Source organism: Cellulomonas sp. ES6, assembly GCF_030053835.1.
Lineage (GTDB): Bacteria > Actinomycetota > Actinomycetes > Actinomycetales > Cellulomonadaceae > Cellulomonas.
In genome coordinates, this window is sequence record NZ_CP125655.1 from 2,041,566 (window position 1) to 2,058,085 (window position 16,520).

A 16,520-nucleotide genomic window follows, 5' to 3' on the forward strand; every position below is an offset into this window, starting at 1 on the left:
CGGACGGCACCGCCGGTGAGGGCCTCACGCCCCGCCGCGGTCCCCCAGCACGCGCGCCTTCCCGGCGGCGTACTCCCCGTCGGTGAGGGCGCCGGACGCGTGGAGCGCGTGCAGGCGCTCGAGCTCGTGGACGAGCGCCGCGGCGTCTCCCGGGGACGCGTCGGACGACCCGGACGTGCCCGACATCCCAGCCCCGGACACCGAGCCGGTGCCCGCAGCGGACGACCCAGACGTGCCCGGCGCACCCGGCCGCGCGCCCCGCCGCGTCGACGCCGTCGCCGGCGCCCCGCCCGGCAGGTCGTCGTCGGGCAGGGGCAGCAGCGCGCGCACCGCCTCGTCCCGGGCGCGGCGCCCGGCCGCTCCGAGCGGCTGCGGGGGCACGGCCACCCGGAGACGCGACGGGTCGCCGGGCCGCAGCGGGTCGTAGTACGCCCGCGGCGCGTGCCGGAACGCCTCCCGCGGCACCTCCGTGCGGACCGCGTACCGCGTCCCCCGGGCGTCCGCGTAGTGCACCGTCGCCCGGCACCGTGTCCGGTCCACGGTCTCGTAGTCACGCACCCGCGCCCACGTGCCGGTCAGGCCGAGCAGCCGCGGGCCCACCCCGGAGGTGCGCGCGCTGCGCACCCCGCCGAGCACGGCCGCCACGAGGCCCGCGACCAGCAGGGCGCCGGCCACGACCAGGGGGACGCGCACACGCTCCAGCGGGGACAGGCCGTCGCGGACGGCGCCCGACCAGCCGGTGACCAGGGCGCCGGCTGCGAGGGCGACGACCAGGCCGGGGGTCGCCCGGCGTGCCAGCGGCGCGAGGGTGGTCACGAGGACGCCGGCCGCGAAGACCGCCAGCGGGAACGCCGCCCCGGCGAGGTCGTCGGTGGCGCACTGCGCGGCGGCGCACTCCCACCGCACGAGCGTCGCGTCGTGGGCGCCGAGCCACAGCAGCCACCACGTCAGCGCACCGGCACCCAGGGCGATCAGCAGCAGGACGAGCGCGCCGCGGCCCGGGGCGGGTGGTGCGGACGCGGCGGGCGGTGCGGTGACGGGGCTGCTCACGCGACCATCCTGCCCGCCGGCGTCCGGCCCCGCGGCGTCACCGGCCGGACACACGCGCGTCCTAGCCTGCGGTCATGCCCGTCGCCGCCCCGCACGTCCGCACCGTCCCCGCCTCCGGGATCCGCCGCGTCCTGGAGCTCGCGTGGACGGTGCCGGACGCGATCGTGCTCTGCGTCGGCGAGCCGGACCTGCCGACCGCACCGCACGTGCTCGCCGCCGCGCGCGACGCCCTGGACCGCGACGACACCCGGTACACGCCGAACGGCGGCGTCCCGGCGCTGCGCGACGCGCTCGCCGCGTGGCTGGACCCCCAGCACGCTCCCCCGGTGCGGCGGGACAGCGTGTGGGTCACCGCCGGCGGCGCCCAGGCGCTGCACCTGGGGCTGAGCCTGACGGTCGGCGCCGGCGACGGCGTCCTGGTGCCGGACCCGGGCTACCCGCCGTTCACGATGGCGACCCGGCTGCTCCAGGCCGAGCCGCAGCCGTACGTGCTGCGCGCCGAGGACGGGTTCCTGCCGGACCCGGCGGCCGTCGAGGCCGCCGTCACCGACCGGACCCGGGTGCTGCTGCTCAACTCGCCGTCCAACCCCCTGGGCACCACCCTGCCGGCGGGTCTGCTGGCCGAGCTCGTGGACGTGGCCCGGCGGCACGACCTGTGGGTGCTGTCCGACGAGTGCTACGCCGCGTTCCCCGGGGACGCCCCGCACGTGCCGGCCGCGCGGTTCGACACCGACGGGAGGGTGCTGACCGTCCACACGTTCTCGAAGACGCACGCGATGACCGGGTTCCGGGTCGGCGCGCTCGTGGTCCCCGACCTGCTGGCGCCGCTGCTGCCGCACGTGCAGGAGGCGGTGGTGTCCTGCGTGAACACCCCCGCGCAGTACGCGGCGCTCGCGGCGCTGACCGGGCCGCAGGACGCCGTCGACCACGCCCGGCGCACGTACCGGGAGCACCGCGCCCTGGCGACCGCCGTGCTGGACGGGCGGGGCATCCCGTGGCTGGACGCGACCGGCGGGCTGTACCTGTGGGCGGACGTCTCCCACGCCACCGGCGGCGACGTCGCGGCGTGGACGGAGGACCTGGTGCGGCGCGAGGGCGTCGCGGTCGCGCCCGGCTCGGCGTTCGGCGCCGCGGGCGAGGGCTGGGTGCGGATCTCGCTCACGGCCGGGGCGGACGACCTGCGCCGCGGGCTGTCCCGGCTGCCCGCCCGCGGCTGACGCGCGGCACCCGGCCCGGACGCGCCCGGGGCGCCCGCGCTCCGCGCCGCCCGCCACCCCCGCTCAGGCCTCCGCGAGCGCGTCCTCGAACGCCGCCAGCACCGCGGGCGAGAACAGCACGAACCGCACGAGGTCGACCGCGCCGTCGTGCCCGGCTGCCCACTCCCGCACCGCGCGGGTCGCCTCCCGCGCCACCGCGTCCGCCGGCCAGCCGTACACGCCGGCGCTCACCGCCGGGAACGCCACCGAGCGCGCGCCCAGCCCGGCGGCGACGTCGAGCGACCGCGTGAAGCACGACCGGAGCAGCGCCGGGTCCCGCTGCCCCGCGCGGGCGTCCGGCCCGACGGTGTGCACCACCCAGCGCGCCGGCAGCCGCCCCGCGCCGGTCGCGACGGCGTCGCCCGTCGGCAGGCCGTCCGGCAGCGTCGTGCGCCGCAGCTCCCGGCAGGCGGCGAGCAGCTCCGGCCCGGCGGCGGCGTGCAGCGCCCCGTCGACGCCCCCGCCGCCCAGCAGCGACGAGTTCGCCGCGTTGACGACGACGTCGACGTCCTGGGTGGTGATGTCCCCGGCCGCGGCCTCGATGCGCATGGCCCCATCGTCGCGCGGACCGCCGCGGGTGCGCCTACCGTGAGCGGCACAGCGAGGAGGTCACGATGACGGAGTCCAGCCACCCGGTCCACGACGGCCGGGACGACGTCCCGGAGCTCGAGGTCGACGAGACGGTTCCGCCCCGCCCGGAGGAGGAGGTCGCCGACGTCGCGCGCGCGGTCCCCGACCCGGCGGGCCACGGCGGGCCGGTCCCGGGGCGCGACGACGCGGATCCCGTCCGCCCCTGACGCCGGCCGCGGGCACGCCCCCGGCCGTCCGGTGCGCCCGCCGTGACGCCCCCACGGCCGTGCGGCATGCTGGCGGGGTGCAGCTGCGGCGGGTGGACGAGGACGACTGGGAGGTCGTCCGCGACGTCCGCCTGCGCGCCCTGCGCGAGGACCCGGGCGTGTTCGGGTCGTCGCTGGCGCGCGAGGAGATGTTCGCCGAGACCCACTGGCGCATGCGCCTGCGCGGTGCGGCGACGTGGGTGGTCGACGACGACGGCACGCCGCGCGGACTCGTGGGCATGATCCAGGAGCCCGGCTCGCCGACGTCCGACCGGCACGTGGTGCAGCTGTGGGTGGCGCCCGAGGTCCGGCGGCGGGGTCTGGGCTGGGCGCTGCTCGACGCGGTCCGGGAGGCGGCCCGGGCGGAGGGCGCGGCGACGGTGTCGCTGTGGGTCGTCGACGGCAACCACGCCGCCGGTGACCTCGTGGTGCGCGCGGGCTTCGTCCGGACGGGCGAGCGGCACGCGCAGGCGCCGGGCCGATCGGAGGAGCGCCTGGTGCTCCACCTGGCCTGAGGCGCCCGTCGGGGCCCGCGCTCAGCCCACCGCGTCCGGGGCGGACTCCACCAGCAGCGTCACGGGTCCGTCGTTCACGAGCTCGACCGCCATGTCGGCGCCGAACACCCCGGTCGCGACCGTCAGCCCCCGCGCCCGCAGGTCCGCGACGACGGCGTCCACGAGCGGCTCGGCGACCGGACCGGGCGCCGCGGCGTTCCACGTGGGGCGGCGGCCCTTGCGGGTGTCGCCGTAGAGCGTGAACTGGCTGACCACGAGCACCGGGGCCCCGACCTCCGCGGCGGAGCGCTCGTCGCGCAGGATCCGCAGCTCGGCGATCTTGCGCGCGACGTGCGCGACCTGCGCGGGGCCGTCCCCGGGGGTGACGCCGAGCAGCACCACGAGGCCGGGACCGTCGAACGCCCCGACGACCTGCCCGGCGACCGTCACCGACGCGCGGGTCGCCCGCTGGACGACCGCCCTCACGCGGTCCCCTCCGCGGACTCGGCGGGGTCGGCGAGGTCGGCGGGCACCGCGGGCACGGCCGGCGCCGGCGCGGCCCCGAAGGCCGGCACCACCGCCCCGACCGGCTCCCCGTGGCCGAGCACCGGCACGTCGCCCAGCGCGGCGAGCGCCTCGAGGTCCACCCCGGGCACGGCCTCGGCTCCGGCGACCCGCAGCGCGGCCGCGAGCACGGCCGGTCGCGGGCGGGCGCTGCCGTCGGCGACCTTGAACGCGAGCGCCCCGCCGTCCGGCAGCGCCGCGGCGTAGACCCCGTCGGCGCCGTCCTTCGCGACCAGTCCGGGGACGGCGCGCATCGCGCGCGTCACGTCGCGCCGCTCGCCCCCGACCAGCCCGGGGTGCCCGGCCATCGCGGTCGCGACGCGCGCGAGCGGCGACCCGGGCTCGGCCGCCGGGGCGGTCGCGATCCGCGCGAACGCCCGCGCCAGCCCGGTGAGCGTCGTCGAGAACAGCGCGGCCCCGCAGCCGTCGACCGTCACGTGCCACGCCTGGACGCCCGTCAGCTCCTCGACCGCCGCGCGGCACGCCACCTGCACCGGGTGGTCGGCCTCGCGGTAGCGCTCCGGCTCCCACCCGGGCTCGCCGGCGTGCGCCACGCAGGTCGCGAGCATCGCGGCGTGCTTGCCGGAGCAGTTCTGCGCGACGGGCTCGGGCCCGTGGCCGTCCCGGCGCCAGGCGAACGCGGCGTCGGGGTCCAGCGGCACGTCGGGCGTGTTGTCCAGGGCGGACTCGTCCAGCCCCGCGCCGAGCAGCGTCTCCCGCACCACCCGCAGGTGCTCCGGGGTGCCGTCGTGGCTCGCGCACGCGAGCGCCAGGTGCGGGCCGTCCAGGTCGAGGCCGGCGCGCAGCATGCCGACCGCCTGCAGCGGCTTGAGCGACGAGCGCGCGAGCACCGTGACGTCGGGGTCGCCGAGCGCCAGCCGGACGTCGCCGCCGGGACCCAGCACCACGAGGTGCCCGGTGTGCACCGACTCGACGACGTCGCCGCGGACCACGCGCGCCAGCGGCACGGCCGCCGTGCCGACGTCACCGGTCGCCGCCGCGTGCGCCGCCGTGACGGACGCGGCGGCTCCGACCTCGTGCAGCCGGGCCGCGAGCTGCGGCCCCCCGGGGCGGGCCCCCGGCACGCTCACCACCCGCCGCGCGACGGACCGCCGCCCCCGCGCCGGCCGGAGTGCGGGCCGACCGCCGGGCGCACGTCGACGAGGTAGACGATCGCCGCGACCGCGCTCAGCAGGGCCAGGAACAGCGGGAACGCGCCGATGCCGAGCGGCGGCGGCACGGCGATGAACGCCACGACCGTGGCGACGCCCAGGATGATGGACCAGATCTGCTTGGTCTGCTTGCCCGCCGCGGCGAACGCCGACGCCGGCCGGCGCAGGGCGTCGACGAGCGCCCAGACCGCCAGCACGAGGATGACGAGGCTGAACGCGAGCAGCAGCAGAACCTGCGCGGAGGCGAAGATCACGCGCCGAGCCTACGGGGCGGAGCCGGACGACGACGAGGTCAGATCTCCGGCAGCGTCTCCCGGGCGGTGCGGGCGTCCACCCCGGCGGCCTCCAGCAGGTCCACGACGAGCGACCGCAGCAGCAGCACGAGGCTCTGGGCCTGCCAGTCGCCGGGCGTGAGCGTGAACGGGTCGAGCCCGGCCGCCAGGCGCAGCAGCTCCTCGCGCGTGCGCAGCGGCTCGGACCCGGTGCCGAGCGCGGCGGCGAGCGCGTCCGCGGCCAGCGCGACGCGGTCGACGGCGTCCGCCACGGCGGCCAGGTCGTGCGGCGGCTCGGCCTCGACGGTCGCGAGCGTGCGGCGCGCCAGCACGCGGGCGTTGCGCACGGCCCGGTCCACCCGCACGGCGGACCGGCCCACCCACACGAGCTCGGCCCGGTGCCGCCGCCCCGCCGGGGACACCCGCGCGAGGTCCCGGGCCGCCGTCGCCGCGTCCTGCCATTCGTCGAGCGCGGGCTGGCTGGCGCGACCGCGGATGAGGGCGTCCTCGACGTCGGCCGGCGAGCGGTCGCGCATCCCCCGGGCGAGCACGCGGAGCATGGCCGCCAGCTCCTCGACCGCCGCCCGGCCCTGCGCGCGGGGGCGCCGGCGGGGGTCGCTCGGGGTCAGCGCGGCGACGGCGAGGGCGACCGCGCCGCCGACCAGGGCGTCGGTCCACCGGCCGACGGGACCGCCCGACGCGCCCACCGCCGGCAGGCCCACGATGACGATCGCCTGGACGCCGGCCTGCGTGGTCAGCATCGGCCCGCGGTCGAGGAACCGGGCGACCAGCGCCGCGACGCCGAGCACCAGCGCCACCTGCCACGGCCCCGTGCCGATGCCGTGCACCACCAGGTCGCCCAGGGCCACCCCGAGCGCGACGCCGACCGCGAGCTCCGCCACCCGGCGCAGGTCACGGTCCGCGGTGAACCCGAGCGCGATCCACGCGCTCACCGGCGCGAAGAACGGCGCGCTGTGCCCCAGCACGTGGTAGCCGATCGCGTAGGCGACGCCGGCCGCGACCACCGCCTGCAGGACGGGGGCGAAGGCGCTGCGCACGCGCGACCACCCCTGCCGGGCGCGCGCGGCGACCTGCACGCGGACCGAGGACGGCCCCCTGCCCCCGCTCACCGGGCGGTCACAGCATCGGGTGGCCGCCCAGGCCGCGCGTGAGCGGCCCGTGCGGCTCGGGGCGGTCCGCGGTGACGCCCTCCCCGGGGACCACGACCTCCTGTCCCGCCGTGACCAGCCCGCCGTCGCACTCGACGACGACGTCGGCGTCGACCGGCGCGGAGCGCTTCACGACCGCGAGCGCCACGGGACCCAGCTCGTGGTGGCGTGCCACGGTGGTGACGCGCCCGATCTCCCGGCCGGGTTCGCCCGACGTCAGCAGGTCGCCGAGGTCGCGCACCACCGCACCGGCCTCGGGCAGCAGGTGCCCGGACCCGTCGAGGTGCAGCATGACCAGCCGGCGGGGCGGGCGTCCGAGGTTGTGCACCCGGGCGACGGTCTCCTGGCCTCGGTAGCAGCCCTTGTGCAGGTGCACCGCGGTGCGCAGCCAGTCCAGCTCGTGCGGGATGGTGCGGTGGTCCACCTCGCGGCCCGCGCGCGGCCGCCACGCCTCGACGCGCACCGCCTCGCTCGCCCACGTGCCGGCGAGCGGCCAGCCCGCGGCCTCCCGGGCGCGCACGGCGTCGACCAGCCCGGCGCGGGGCACCAGCACCAGCCGCCACGCGCGGTCGGCGCCGGGGTGCCGGTCGTCCGGCAGGCCGTAGCGCGTCCCGCCGGGCAGCGTCCGCGGCCACGGGTCCGCCCACGTGACCGGCTCGTCGGGACCGCCCTCGGCGGCCAGCGGCTCGCCGATCGCGGCCCACTCGTCGGTGACGTCCTGGACCTCGACGCGCAGCATGAACCGCATCCGGTCGAGCCACGCCGCCAGGCCGGGGGCCGTCTCGGAGATCAGCCAGGTGGCCTCGCCGTCGTCGACGACCGCCGCCGCGTGCTCGACGTGCCCCTGCGGGCTGAGCACCAGCGTCTCCGTCGAGGTGCGCGGCGCCAGCCCCTCGAGCTGCTGGGAGGTGATCGAGTGCAGCCACGACAGCCGGTCCGGGCCGGTCACACGCACGACGCCCAGGTGGGACTGGTCGACCACCGCGCCGCCGCGCGTCAGGGCGCGCTGCTCGGCGGTCGGGTCGCCGTAGTGCCACGCGACGCCGGCGTCCGGGCCCGACGCGGCGACCGCCCCGTGCCGGTCGAGCAGCGGGCTGCGGTGGCGCGGGGCCGCCTGCGGCTCGGTGCTCGGTCCGGCCGGTCCGGCCGGTCCGGTCGGCGCGGCAGGCCCCGCGGCGACGCCGTCGGCGGCCACGTCAGCCGACCTGCACGCGGCTGAGCCGCGCCGACGCGTACGACTGCAGGTCGTGCCCGAACGCGGCCAGGTCGTGCGCCCACATCAGCTCGCCCTGCACCAGGCCGTACAGCCGCTTGCCCGCGGTCACCTCGGCGCCGGTCGCGGTGCGCGCGATGACGTCGCTGACCAGGTCGATGCGGCCGTTGCCCGTCGCCCCGACGAACACGGCGACGTGCCCGGACGGGTCGGCGAGCAGCAGCTCGACCGGGAACAGCTCCGAGCCGAGGCCCTCCGGCCGCTCCGGCGGGATGCGCCAGTACCCCTGCTCGGTCTGCCAGACCGGCCCGGGCTCGTCGGGGCCGGCGGCCGCGGCGGGGTCCCCCTCGAGCGCCGAGGCGTCGTCCGGCGCCACGACGAGCCGGATCGTCGACGTGTACGACAGGTACGGCCCGCCGTCGTGGTCGACCACGAGGTCCTGCGTGAACGCCGTCTCCTCGATGCCCGGGTACCCGACGACCCCCTCGCCGTGCCACCGGCCGACCAGCCAGGCCAGCGGGTACATCTCGGGCGCGAGGCCCTCGGGGAGGGTGAACGCCATGGGAGCCCTTCCGGTCAGCGCTGTCCCTTGAACAGCCGGTAGACGACGAAGCCGGCGAACCAGCCGATCGCGATCGTCGCAGCGACGAGCAGACCGATGAACACGATCTCGAGTGCCTGCATGCACCGATCCTAACGACGGAACCGCCGCGCGCCTTCCCGGCGGCTCAGGCCCGCGCGGCGCGCAGCCGGACGCCCAGCAGGTACAGCTCGCACCCGAGGCACAGGCCGAAGGCCGCGTTCAGCACCGCGGCCGCGAGGGCCAGCGCCGCCGCGACCGGCACCGCCGCGGCGACCCCGAGCAGCGCCAGCGCGACGCCGGCACCGGTGATGACCAGCCCCACGCCCTGCGCGAACCGGGGCGGGCGCGGGTCCTCCAGCTCGGTGGGCGGGGCGAGCCGGGGGCGCACGAGACGCCGGAACAGCACGCCCTGGAGCGAGCCCTGGGCGCCCCGGACCGTGCCCACGGCGAACAGCGCGGCCACGACCGCGAGCGCGGTCGTGGCCGCGGCACCGGGCAGCAGCAGGACGACGACGAGCAGGACGGCGGTGACGGCGGCGCCGACGCGCGGGCCGCGGGGGTCGATCCCCTGCGGGGCGGCGGTCGCGCTGCCGGCGGAGAGCGGTGCGGGCACGGGAGGTCCTCTCAGGGGGACGGGCGGGGCTCAGACGTCGGCGGTCGCCGGACAGCGGTCGAGGGCGTCGACCGCCTGCGCCCGCGTCGTCGCGCCGGACATCCGCCCCCGGACCGCACCGGAGCCGTCGAGCACCAGCACGGTCGGCGTCCGCAGCACGGAGAACCGGCGCACGAGGTCGAGCCGCTCCTCGGCGCGCACCTCCACGTGGGCCACGCCGCTCCGCTCGGCGGCGAGCGCCCGCAGCACCGCGGCGGTGCTGCGGCACGGCGCGCACGCCTCGGAGGACAGCTGCAGGAACGTGGCCGCGGTCCCGAGCGGCGCGCCCAGGTCGGCCGCGGTCAGCACCGGGTCGGCGGCGGTCGCGTCGGGGACGGCGCGGGCGGCCACGAACCGCCCGTTGCGCGAGCGCCAGACGAGGCCGGCGGTCGCGGTGAGCACGAGCACGGCCAGCACCAGCAGCACCCGCAGCTCCATGTCACCCCACCAGCACGCGTCCGACGACGTAGACGAGGATGCCGGTGACGGCGACCGGGAGGACAGCGGCCGCCCAGCCCGCGAGACGATGTTCCAGGGCGGGCAGCCGGTCGAGCAGCGCGTCGGCGGCGGACACCAGCACCCCGACGGCCACGCCGACCAGCGCGCCCGGCAGCAGGCCGACGGCGGGCAGCGCGGCGCCGGCGACCAGCGCCCCGGCGACCGCCCCGCCGAGCGAGACCCCGGCGCCGGTCCACCCGCGCAGCGGGAGCGCGGTGAGCGCCGAGCCCACGGCGAGCGCGACGGCGCCGGTCACGACCACCGCGTCGCCCGCGGCGGTGCGCTCGGCGGCGAGCCAGCCCGCGGCGCACACGGCGACGAGGGCGCCCGTCACGGTCCCGGCGACCGACTCCACCAGCCGCTCGCGCCCGTCGCGGCGCGCGAGCTCGGCGACGAACGCGGCGAGCACCGCGCCGGCGAACACGGCCGGCAGGTCGCCGAGCAGCGGCTCGGTCCGCGTGAGGTGCACGGCGACCACCGCCCCGACGCCCGCGAGGCCGATGACGACGGAGCTCCCGACCCGCGCGGGCAGCCCGGCGAGGTACGGCAGCCCGGCGGCCAGCGCCAGCACGAGGACGACGACGAGGCCGGCCAGGACGACTCCGTCCCGCCCGGCGAGGGAGACGTCCCCGAGGACGCCGGCGACGGCGACGAGCGTCGCCAGGACCGCCGTGGTCACGGCACGATTCGACGCCTGCACGCCGGCCATCCTCGCAGACACCGGCGCCCGACCCGGCATCGCGGGACCCGCAGGACGGGTCCGCCCGGGGGTCCCGGACACCGCCCGGCGTTCGCCCACGGGACGGAATGTGACGGACCAGGACACGGTGACGTGACACGCACGCGGTACCGTGTCCCCCAATTCGGACGCCGGAGGAGGGGAACGTGGCCGATCTGCTGCTGCTCACACCCGCGTCCGGCGGTTCGTCCCAGGTGCTGCCGGCCCTCGGTCTGCTGTCGCACCGGGTACGCGTCCTGCCGGTCGAGCCCTCGGCGCTGGTCGACGCCCCCGACGCGGACATCGTCGTGCTCGACGCGCGCCGGGACCTCGTGACCGCCCGCACCACGTGCCGCCTGCTGCGCGCGACCGGGCTCACCGTCCCACTCGTGCTCGTGCTGACGGAGGGCGGCCTGACGGTCGTCACCGCCGAGTGGGGCGCGGACGACATCGTGCTGGAGAACGCCACGCCCGCCGAGGTCGAGACCCGGTTCCGGCTCGTGATCGAGCGCGCGGCGTCCTCGTCCTACGACGACCAGCCGCAGGAGATCTCGTCCGGCGAGCTGATGATCGACGCCGGCGGCTACACCGCCCGCCTGCGCGGACGCCCGCTGGACCTCACGTACAAGGAGTTCGAGCTCCTCAAGTACCTCGTGCAGCACCCGGGGCGCGTGTTCACCCGCGCGCAGCTGCTGCAGGAGGTCTGGGGCTACGACTACTACGGCGGCACGCGCACGGTCGACGTGCACGTGCGGCGCCTGCGCGCGAAGCTCGGCCCCGAGCACGAGCAGCTGATCGGCACCGTCCGCAACGTCGGCTACCGGTTCGACCCGCCGAAGGACCGCCGCACCGGCGACCCCGGGCCGGCCTCGCCCGCCGAGGTGTCCGCGGAGGTCTGACGCGGCGCGCGCCGACCCGGGCGCGTACGATCCGCGGCGGGGTGTGCCGGGAAGTCTGGTCGGCGCCCGTTCGCCGACCCCAGGAGCACCCGTGCCGCACCCGCCCGCCAGCTCGCCCCGGTCCCCGCGCGCCGAGCGCCCCCGGCTCTTCTCCGCGCTGACGCCGGGCGGCGAGCGCAACCTGCTCGACACGCTGCGCGCGGAGCGCACCGGCGGCCTGCTGCTGCTGGCCGGCGCGGTCGTGGCCCTGGTGTGGGCGAACTCGCCGTGGTCCGCGGCGTACGCCACCGTCTCGGGGACCGTCGTGGGGCCGTCCGCGCTGCACCTCGACCTCTCGCTCTCCGGGTGGGCCACCGACGGCCTGCTGGCGGTCTTCTTCTTCGTCGTCGGCGTCGAGCTCAAGCGCGAGATCGTGGACGGCGAGCTGCGCCGGCTGCGGACCGCCGTGGTCCCGGTCGTGGCGGCCGTGGGCGGCATGGCGGCGCCCGCGCTGCTCTACGTGGCCGTGAACGCGGGGGCCGGGGGCGACACGCTGCGCGGGTGGGCGGTGCCCACCGCCACGGACATCGCGTTCGCGGTCGCGGTGCTGTCCGTCGTGGGGCGCAGCCTGCCCTCCTCGCTGCGGGCGTTCCTGCTGACGCTCGCGGTGGTCGACGACCTGCTCGGCATCGTCATCATCGCGGTGGTCTACACCGACGCGCTGCACCTGGTGTGGCTCGGGGCCTCGCTGCTCGCCGTCGCGGCCTTCGCGGTGCTCGTGCGGGTGCGCCGCCGCGGGGCGACGGGCGTCCTGGTCACGGTGGCGCTGCTGGTGCTCGCGGTCGCCGCGTGGGCGCTCATGCACGCCTCGGGCGTGCACGCGACGATCGCCGGCGTCGCGCTCGGCCTCACGGCGCCGGCCCTGGCCCGGACCGGCGAGCGCGAGAGCGTCGCGGAGCGGCTCGAGCACCGGTGGCGGCCGGTGTCCGCCGGCTTCGCCGTGCCGGTCTTCGCGCTGTTCGCGGCGGGAGTGCCGCTGGCGGACGGCGCACTCGGCGCCGCGCTGGGCGACCCGGTGGCCCAGGGCGTCGCGCTCGGGCTGGTCGTCGGCAAGCCCGTCGGCATCGTGGCCGCGACCTGGCTCGTGGCGCGCTTCACGCGGGCGGAGCTCGCCCCGGAGCTGCACTGGCGCGACATCGGCGCCGTCGGCCTGCTGGCCGGCATCGGGTTCACGGTGTCCCTGCTCATCGGCGAGCTCGCGTTCGGCGCCGGCAGCCCGCACGACGAGCACCTCAAGGTCGCCATCCTGGTCGCGTCCGCGACGGCGGCGGTGCTCGGCGGCAGCGCGCTCGCGTGGCGGGACCGGCACCACCGGCAGGCCCGGGAGACCGCCCCGACGCGGTAGGTTCGGCTCCGATGACCGTCGACTCCTCCGCCCTGCTGCTCGAGGGCCCGTGGCGGCACCACTTCGTCCCCGCGAACGGCGCGCGGTTCCACGTCGCCGTCGCGGGACCGGACGACCGTGACGTGCCCCTCGTCGTGCTGCTGCACGGCCTGCCGGAGCTGTGGTGGGCGTGGCGCCACCAGCTCCCGGCGCTCGCCGAGGACGGGTACCGCGTCGTCGCGATGGACCTGCGGGGCACCGGGGGCTCGGACAAGCCGCCGATCGGCTACGACGTCCCCACCCTGACGCGGGACGTCGCGGGCGTCGTGCGGTCGCTCGGGTGCGACCGGGCCGTCGTCGTCGGGCACGGCGTGGGGGGCGGCGACGTCGCCTGGGCCATGCCCGCGTACCACCCGGACCTCACCCGGGGCGTCGTCGCCGTGTCCTCCCCGCACCCGCTGCTGCGCCGGGCGGACCCGCGCTCCGGCCTGCGCGCCCGGGCCGCGCGCCGGATGGCGGCGATCCAGCTCCCCTACCTGCCGGAGCGCTCGATGACGCGGGGCGACCTGGTGGCGCGCCTGCTGCGCGAGTGGGGCGGGCCACGCTGGCCGGACCCCGCAGCGCTCGCGGTGTACCGCCGCGCCGCGCAGGTGCCGTTCGCGGCCCACTCCGCCCTGGAGCAGGTGCGCTGGCTCTACCGGTCCGGCGCGCGCGCCGACGGCCGCCGCCACGCCCAGGCCCTGCGGGCCGCCGCCCCGGTGCCGACCCTCCAGGTGCACGGCGGGTCCGACGGGTGCTACCCCGTGGCCCGCGCCATGGCCGACGGCCCCGTCGGGCGGGCGCTGGGCTCGCAGTACCGGTTCGAGATGCTCTCCGGGGCGGGGCACTACCTGCCCGAGGAGGAGCCCGACCGGGTCACCGCGGTCCTGCGGGACTGGCTGCGCGACCTGCGCTGACCCGCGCCGGGCGCGGGCGTCAGGCCGAGGCGCTCCCGGGCGCGGGCGGGACGGGCGCCGGCGGGACGGGCGCGGGCGGGACGGGCGCGGCCGGGACCGGGACCGGCGGCACCGCGGCGCGGACCAGCGCCGAGGGGCAGTCGCGCGTCAGCGGGCACGTCGCGCAGTCCGGTCGGCGCGCGTGGCAGGTCCGCCGGCCGTGGAAGATCAGCCGGTGGCTCAGCAGCGTCCACTCGGCGCGCGGGATCAGGGCCGCGATGTCCTGCTCGACCTTCACCGGGTCGTCCTCGGTGGTCCAGCCCAGCCGCCGCGCGAGGCGCCCGACGTGCGTGTCGACCGTGATGCCGGGGATCCCGAACGCGTCGCCCAGCACCACGTTCGCGGTCTTGCGCCCGACGCCGGGCAGCGTCACGAGGTCCGCCAGGCGCGGCGGCACCTCGCCGTCGAACCGCTCGACGAGGGCGCGCCCGAGCCCCTGCAGCGAGCGGGCCTTCGCCCGGAAGAACCCGGTCGGGCGGATCAGCTCCTCGAGCTCCGCCGGGTCGGCGCCCGCGTACGCCGCGGCGTCGGGGTAGCGCGCGAACAGCGCGGGGGTGACCTGGTTGACCCGGACGTCCGTCGTCTGCGCGGACAGCACCGTGGCCACGAGCAGCTCCAGCGGCGTCCGGAAGTCGAGCTCGCAGCGCGCGTCCGGCCAGCGGACCGCGAGCGCCCGGTTCACCCGGCGGGCGCGCCGGACCAGGGCGAGCGGGGGCCGGTCGGCGGACGGCGCGGGCGACGTCATCGGGCCAGCGTAGGTCCCCCCGGGGGAACGGGCTGCTTCCCCCGGGTGACCGAGGCACGGTTCACACCCCCGACCGCTCAAGTCCGCGCCGGTGCACGTCGAACGACTGGGAGACGGCCCGCGACCCGCGGTCCCGAGGAGGACGGCGGAGCGCATGACCCTGGCGGGGACGGCCGCGGAGCTCGTCGAGCTGCGGCGGCAGCGGGGCGCTCTGCGCCTGGAGCACCAGCACGTGGTGCGGTGGCGCCGCCTCGTCCGGGACCGCCTGGAGCTGGCCGTCGCCGCGGCCGCGCCACCGCAGGCCCCCGGGGCGGACCCCGACGTGCGCGACCTGCTCGGTCCCGCCGGCGACGTCCCGCCCGCGGCCGAGCTCGCGGCGGCGGTGCGCGGGGCGCTCCCGATCGCCGAGGTGCAGGAGCTGCCGCGGCTCCGCGAGCTCGAGGGCCGGCTCGCGCGGTACGAGCACCGGCTCGCCGACGCCCTGCGCGAGCTGACCGACCGGTACATCGAGCACCTCGCCCGCGACGTCACGGACGGCGGCACCCGCGCGCTCGACGGGGCCGCACGCGCCTGATGAGGCAGACTGAGGGTCGTCACATCCCGGTCAGAAGGTGAGGTTCCTCCCGTGGAGGACGACGTCGTGCTCACGGCGCCCCTGTTCGCGAACATGGACCCCGAGGCGTCCCGGACGCTGCTCGCGTCGATGGCGCCGGTGCACGTCGCGCGCGGAGAGGTGCTGTTCCACGAGGGCGAGCCGGGTGACCGGCTGTACGTGATCCGCTCCGGCAAGATCAAGCTCGGCCGCCGCTCCTCGGACGGGCGGGAGAACCTGCTCGCCGTGCTGGGCCCCGGCGAGATGTTCGGCGAGCTGTCGCTGTTCGACCCCGGCCCGCGCACCGCCACCGCCACCGGCCTCGCGGACGCCGTGGTGCTGGAGCTCGACCACGGCGCCCTCATGCCGTGGCTCGAGCAGAACCCGACCGTCGCCAAGCACCTGCTCGGCGCCCTGGGGCGCCGGCTGCGGCGCACGAACGACGCGCTCGCCGACCTCGTGTTCTCGGACGTCCCGGGCCGCGTCGCGAAGGCGCTGCTGGACCTGTCGCACCGGTTCGGCCAGCAGACCGACGAGGGGGTGCGCGTCGCGCACGACCTGACGCAGGAGGAGCTCGCGCAGCTCGTCGGCGCCAGCCGCGAGACGGTCAACAAGGCGCTGGCGGACTTCGCCGCGCGCGGCTGGGTGCGGCGCGAGGGCCGCGCGATCGTGCTGCTGGACCTCGAGCGGCTGGAGCGTCGCGCGCGCTGAGACCGCCCCCGGACGCCGACGGCCCGGTCGCCCCTCGCGGGGTGACCGGGCCGTCGTGGTCCCGCGACCGGCGCGGGGTCAGTCCTCCGGGGCGAGCTCGACGACGATCTCGACCTCGACGGGCGAGTCGAGCGGCAGCACCGCGACGCCCACGGCGGAGCGCGCGTGCACGCCGGCGTCGCCGAACACCTCCTGCAGCAGGGTGCTCGCGCCGTTGATCACGCCGGGCTGGCCGGTGAACGCGGGGTCGCTCGCGACGAAGCCCACGACCTTGACGACCCGGACGACCCGGTCGAGGTCGCCCACGACCGAGGCGACCGCGGCGACCGCGTTGAGCGCCGCCGTCCGCGCGAGCTCCTGCGCGGTCTCCGGCGACACCTGCCCGGGTCCCGTGCCGACCTTGCCCGCGACGGGCAGCGCGCCGCCGACGAACGGCAGCTGGCCGGACGTGTGGACGTGGGCGCCGGTGCGGACGGCCGGGACGTAGGCGGCGACGGGCGCGGCGACCTCGGGCAGCTCGATGCCGAGCGCCGCGAGGCGCTCGAGGACCCGCCCGCTCACTTCTCGCCCGTCGGGCGCTTGAGGTAGGCGACCAGACCGGTCTCGGACTGGAGGACCTGGACGAGCTCCCAGCCGTCCTGACCCCACTGGTCGAGGATCGCCTTGGTCGCGTGCACGATGAGCGGGACGGTCGCGTACTCCCACGTGGTGGTGGCCATGACGCCACCCTAGCCCGGG

22 protein-coding genes are annotated in these 16,520 nt (G+C 78.0%); 8 read left to right on the forward strand and 14 right to left on the reverse strand.

The features are described 5' to 3' along the window. Positions 1–24 precede the first annotated feature (24 nt). Positions 25–1,050 carry an SHOCT domain-containing protein gene (locus P9841_RS09630; protein WP_283321797.1) on the reverse strand — a complete coding sequence of 342 codons (1,026 nt, stop codon included), beginning with the start codon at positions 1,048–1,050 and terminating at the stop codon, positions 25–27. A 74-nt stretch (positions 1,051–1,124) separates the two neighbouring features. Here P9841_RS09630 and P9841_RS09635 point away from each other — a divergent pair, with 74 nt between their 5' ends. Beyond that, the gene (locus P9841_RS09635; protein ID WP_283321798.1) at positions 1,125–2,267 is read left to right on the forward strand and encodes a pyridoxal phosphate-dependent aminotransferase; all 1,143 of its coding nucleotides are present in this window, start codon (positions 1,125–1,127) and stop codon (positions 2,265–2,267) included. Between the two features lie 63 nt (positions 2,268–2,330). Here P9841_RS09635 and P9841_RS09640 read toward each other — a convergent pair whose 3' ends face one another. After that, complete coding sequence (locus P9841_RS09640; RefSeq protein ID WP_283321799.1) at positions 2,331–2,855, reverse strand: O-acetyl-ADP-ribose deacetylase; 525 nt, start codon at positions 2,853–2,855, stop codon at positions 2,331–2,333. Positions 2,856–2,920: 65 nt separating this feature from the next. Here P9841_RS09640 and P9841_RS09645 point away from each other — a divergent pair, with 65 nt between their 5' ends. Both P9841_RS09645 and P9841_RS09650 read left to right on the forward strand, forming a co-directional pair. Further along, on the forward strand, positions 2,921–3,103 hold the full coding sequence (locus tag P9841_RS09645) for a hypothetical protein (protein ID WP_283321800.1): 183 nt from the start codon (positions 2,921–2,923) through the stop codon (positions 3,101–3,103). A 77-nt stretch (positions 3,104–3,180) separates the two neighbouring features. Then, on the forward strand, positions 3,181–3,657 hold the full coding sequence (locus P9841_RS09650; protein WP_283321801.1) for a GNAT family N-acetyltransferase: 477 nt from the start codon (positions 3,181–3,183) through the stop codon (positions 3,655–3,657). Between the two features lie 21 nt (positions 3,658–3,678). On the opposite strand, the gene dtd is transcribed toward P9841_RS09650, so the two are convergent. The 9 genes from dtd to P9841_RS09695 all read right to left on the reverse strand — a co-directional run bounded on the left by dtd (position 3,679) and on the right by P9841_RS09695 (position 10,438). Further along, positions 3,679–4,122, reverse strand: a complete 444-nt coding sequence (gene dtd, locus P9841_RS09655) for a D-aminoacyl-tRNA deacylase (RefSeq protein WP_283321802.1) — start codon at positions 4,120–4,122, stop codon at positions 3,679–3,681. After that, entirely contained in the window at positions 4,119–5,243 is a 1,125-nt protein-coding gene (locus P9841_RS09660) for an asparaginase (protein WP_502848885.1), read from the reverse strand. The genes dtd and P9841_RS09660 overlap by 4 nt, the downstream gene beginning before the upstream one ends. Positions 5,244–5,287: 44 nt before the next feature. Next, positions 5,288–5,626 (reverse strand): DUF2516 family protein, encoded by a 339-nt coding sequence (locus P9841_RS09665; RefSeq protein ID WP_343301757.1) that lies wholly within the window; start codon positions 5,624–5,626, stop codon positions 5,288–5,290. A gap of 38 nt (positions 5,627–5,664) precedes the next feature. Beyond that, on the reverse strand, positions 5,665–6,702 hold the full coding sequence (locus P9841_RS09670; protein ID WP_283321803.1) for an FUSC family protein: 1,038 nt from the start codon (positions 6,700–6,702) through the stop codon (positions 5,665–5,667). A 79-nt stretch (positions 6,703–6,781) separates the two neighbouring features. Continuing rightward, positions 6,782–8,008 (reverse strand): CAF17-like 4Fe-4S cluster assembly/insertion protein YgfZ, encoded by a 1,227-nt coding sequence (gene ygfZ / locus P9841_RS09675; RefSeq protein WP_502848833.1) that lies wholly within the window; start codon positions 8,006–8,008, stop codon positions 6,782–6,784. Between the two features lies 1 nt (position 8,009). After that, a complete protein-coding gene (locus tag P9841_RS09680; protein ID WP_283321804.1) occupies positions 8,010–8,588 on the reverse strand; it encodes a heme-binding beta-barrel domain-containing protein in 579 nt (192 codons plus the stop codon). A 166-nt stretch (positions 8,589–8,754) separates the two neighbouring features. Continuing rightward, positions 8,755–9,222 carry a DUF4395 family protein gene (locus tag P9841_RS09685; RefSeq protein WP_283321805.1) on the reverse strand — a complete coding sequence of 156 codons (468 nt, stop codon included), beginning with the start codon at positions 9,220–9,222 and terminating at the stop codon, positions 8,755–8,757. Between the two features lie 30 nt (positions 9,223–9,252). Then, positions 9,253–9,699: a thioredoxin family protein gene (locus P9841_RS09690; RefSeq protein ID WP_283321806.1), complete on the reverse strand. Its 447-nt coding sequence runs from the start codon at positions 9,697–9,699 to the stop codon at positions 9,253–9,255. A gap of 1 nt (position 9,700) precedes the next feature. Then, complete coding sequence (locus P9841_RS09695; protein WP_349306949.1) at positions 9,701–10,438, reverse strand: hypothetical protein; 738 nt, start codon at positions 10,436–10,438, stop codon at positions 9,701–9,703. A gap of 206 nt (positions 10,439–10,644) precedes the next feature. On the opposite strand from P9841_RS09695, the gene P9841_RS09700 reads away from it, so the two are divergent. The 3 genes from P9841_RS09700 (at position 10,645) to P9841_RS09710 (ending at position 13,695) form a co-directional block, all read left to right on the forward strand. Continuing rightward, positions 10,645–11,376, forward strand: coding sequence for a winged helix-turn-helix transcriptional regulator (locus P9841_RS09700; RefSeq protein WP_283321808.1), 732 nt, complete (start codon positions 10,645–10,647; stop codon positions 11,374–11,376). A 91-nt stretch (positions 11,377–11,467) separates the two neighbouring features. Beyond that, positions 11,468–12,760, forward strand: a complete 1,293-nt coding sequence (gene nhaA, locus P9841_RS09705) for a Na+/H+ antiporter NhaA (protein ID WP_283321809.1) — start codon at positions 11,468–11,470, stop codon at positions 12,758–12,760. An 11-nt stretch (positions 12,761–12,771) separates the two neighbouring features. Next, positions 12,772–13,695 carry an alpha/beta fold hydrolase gene (locus P9841_RS09710; RefSeq protein WP_283321810.1) on the forward strand — a complete coding sequence of 308 codons (924 nt, stop codon included), beginning with the start codon at positions 12,772–12,774 and terminating at the stop codon, positions 13,693–13,695. A gap of 19 nt (positions 13,696–13,714) precedes the next feature. On the opposite strand, the gene nth is transcribed toward P9841_RS09710, so the two are convergent. Continuing rightward, the gene (gene nth, locus P9841_RS09715) at positions 13,715–14,479 is read right to left on the reverse strand and encodes an endonuclease III (RefSeq protein ID WP_283321811.1); all 765 of its coding nucleotides are present in this window, start codon (positions 14,477–14,479) and stop codon (positions 13,715–13,717) included. A 154-nt stretch (positions 14,480–14,633) separates the two neighbouring features. Between nth and P9841_RS09720 the strand changes: the two genes are divergently transcribed. Together P9841_RS09720 and P9841_RS09725 are read left to right on the forward strand one after the other, a co-directional pair. Continuing rightward, positions 14,634–15,053, forward strand: coding sequence for a hypothetical protein (locus P9841_RS09720; protein WP_283321812.1), 420 nt, complete (start codon positions 14,634–14,636; stop codon positions 15,051–15,053). A gap of 51 nt (positions 15,054–15,104) precedes the next feature. Beyond that, positions 15,105–15,782: a Crp/Fnr family transcriptional regulator gene (locus tag P9841_RS09725; protein ID WP_283321813.1), complete on the forward strand. Its 678-nt coding sequence runs from the start codon at positions 15,105–15,107 to the stop codon at positions 15,780–15,782. Positions 15,783–15,860: 78 nt separating this feature from the next. Here P9841_RS09725 and P9841_RS09730 read toward each other — a convergent pair whose 3' ends face one another. After that, positions 15,861–16,343 (reverse strand): RidA family protein, encoded by a 483-nt coding sequence (locus P9841_RS09730; protein WP_283321814.1) that lies wholly within the window; start codon positions 16,341–16,343, stop codon positions 15,861–15,863. Continuing rightward, the gene (gene sp36 / locus P9841_RS09735) at positions 16,340–16,501 is read right to left on the reverse strand and encodes a Sp36 family protein (protein ID WP_146837291.1); all 162 of its coding nucleotides are present in this window, start codon (positions 16,499–16,501) and stop codon (positions 16,340–16,342) included. The genes P9841_RS09730 and sp36 overlap by 4 nt, the downstream gene beginning before the upstream one ends. Between the last annotated feature and the right edge of the window lie 19 nt (positions 16,502–16,520).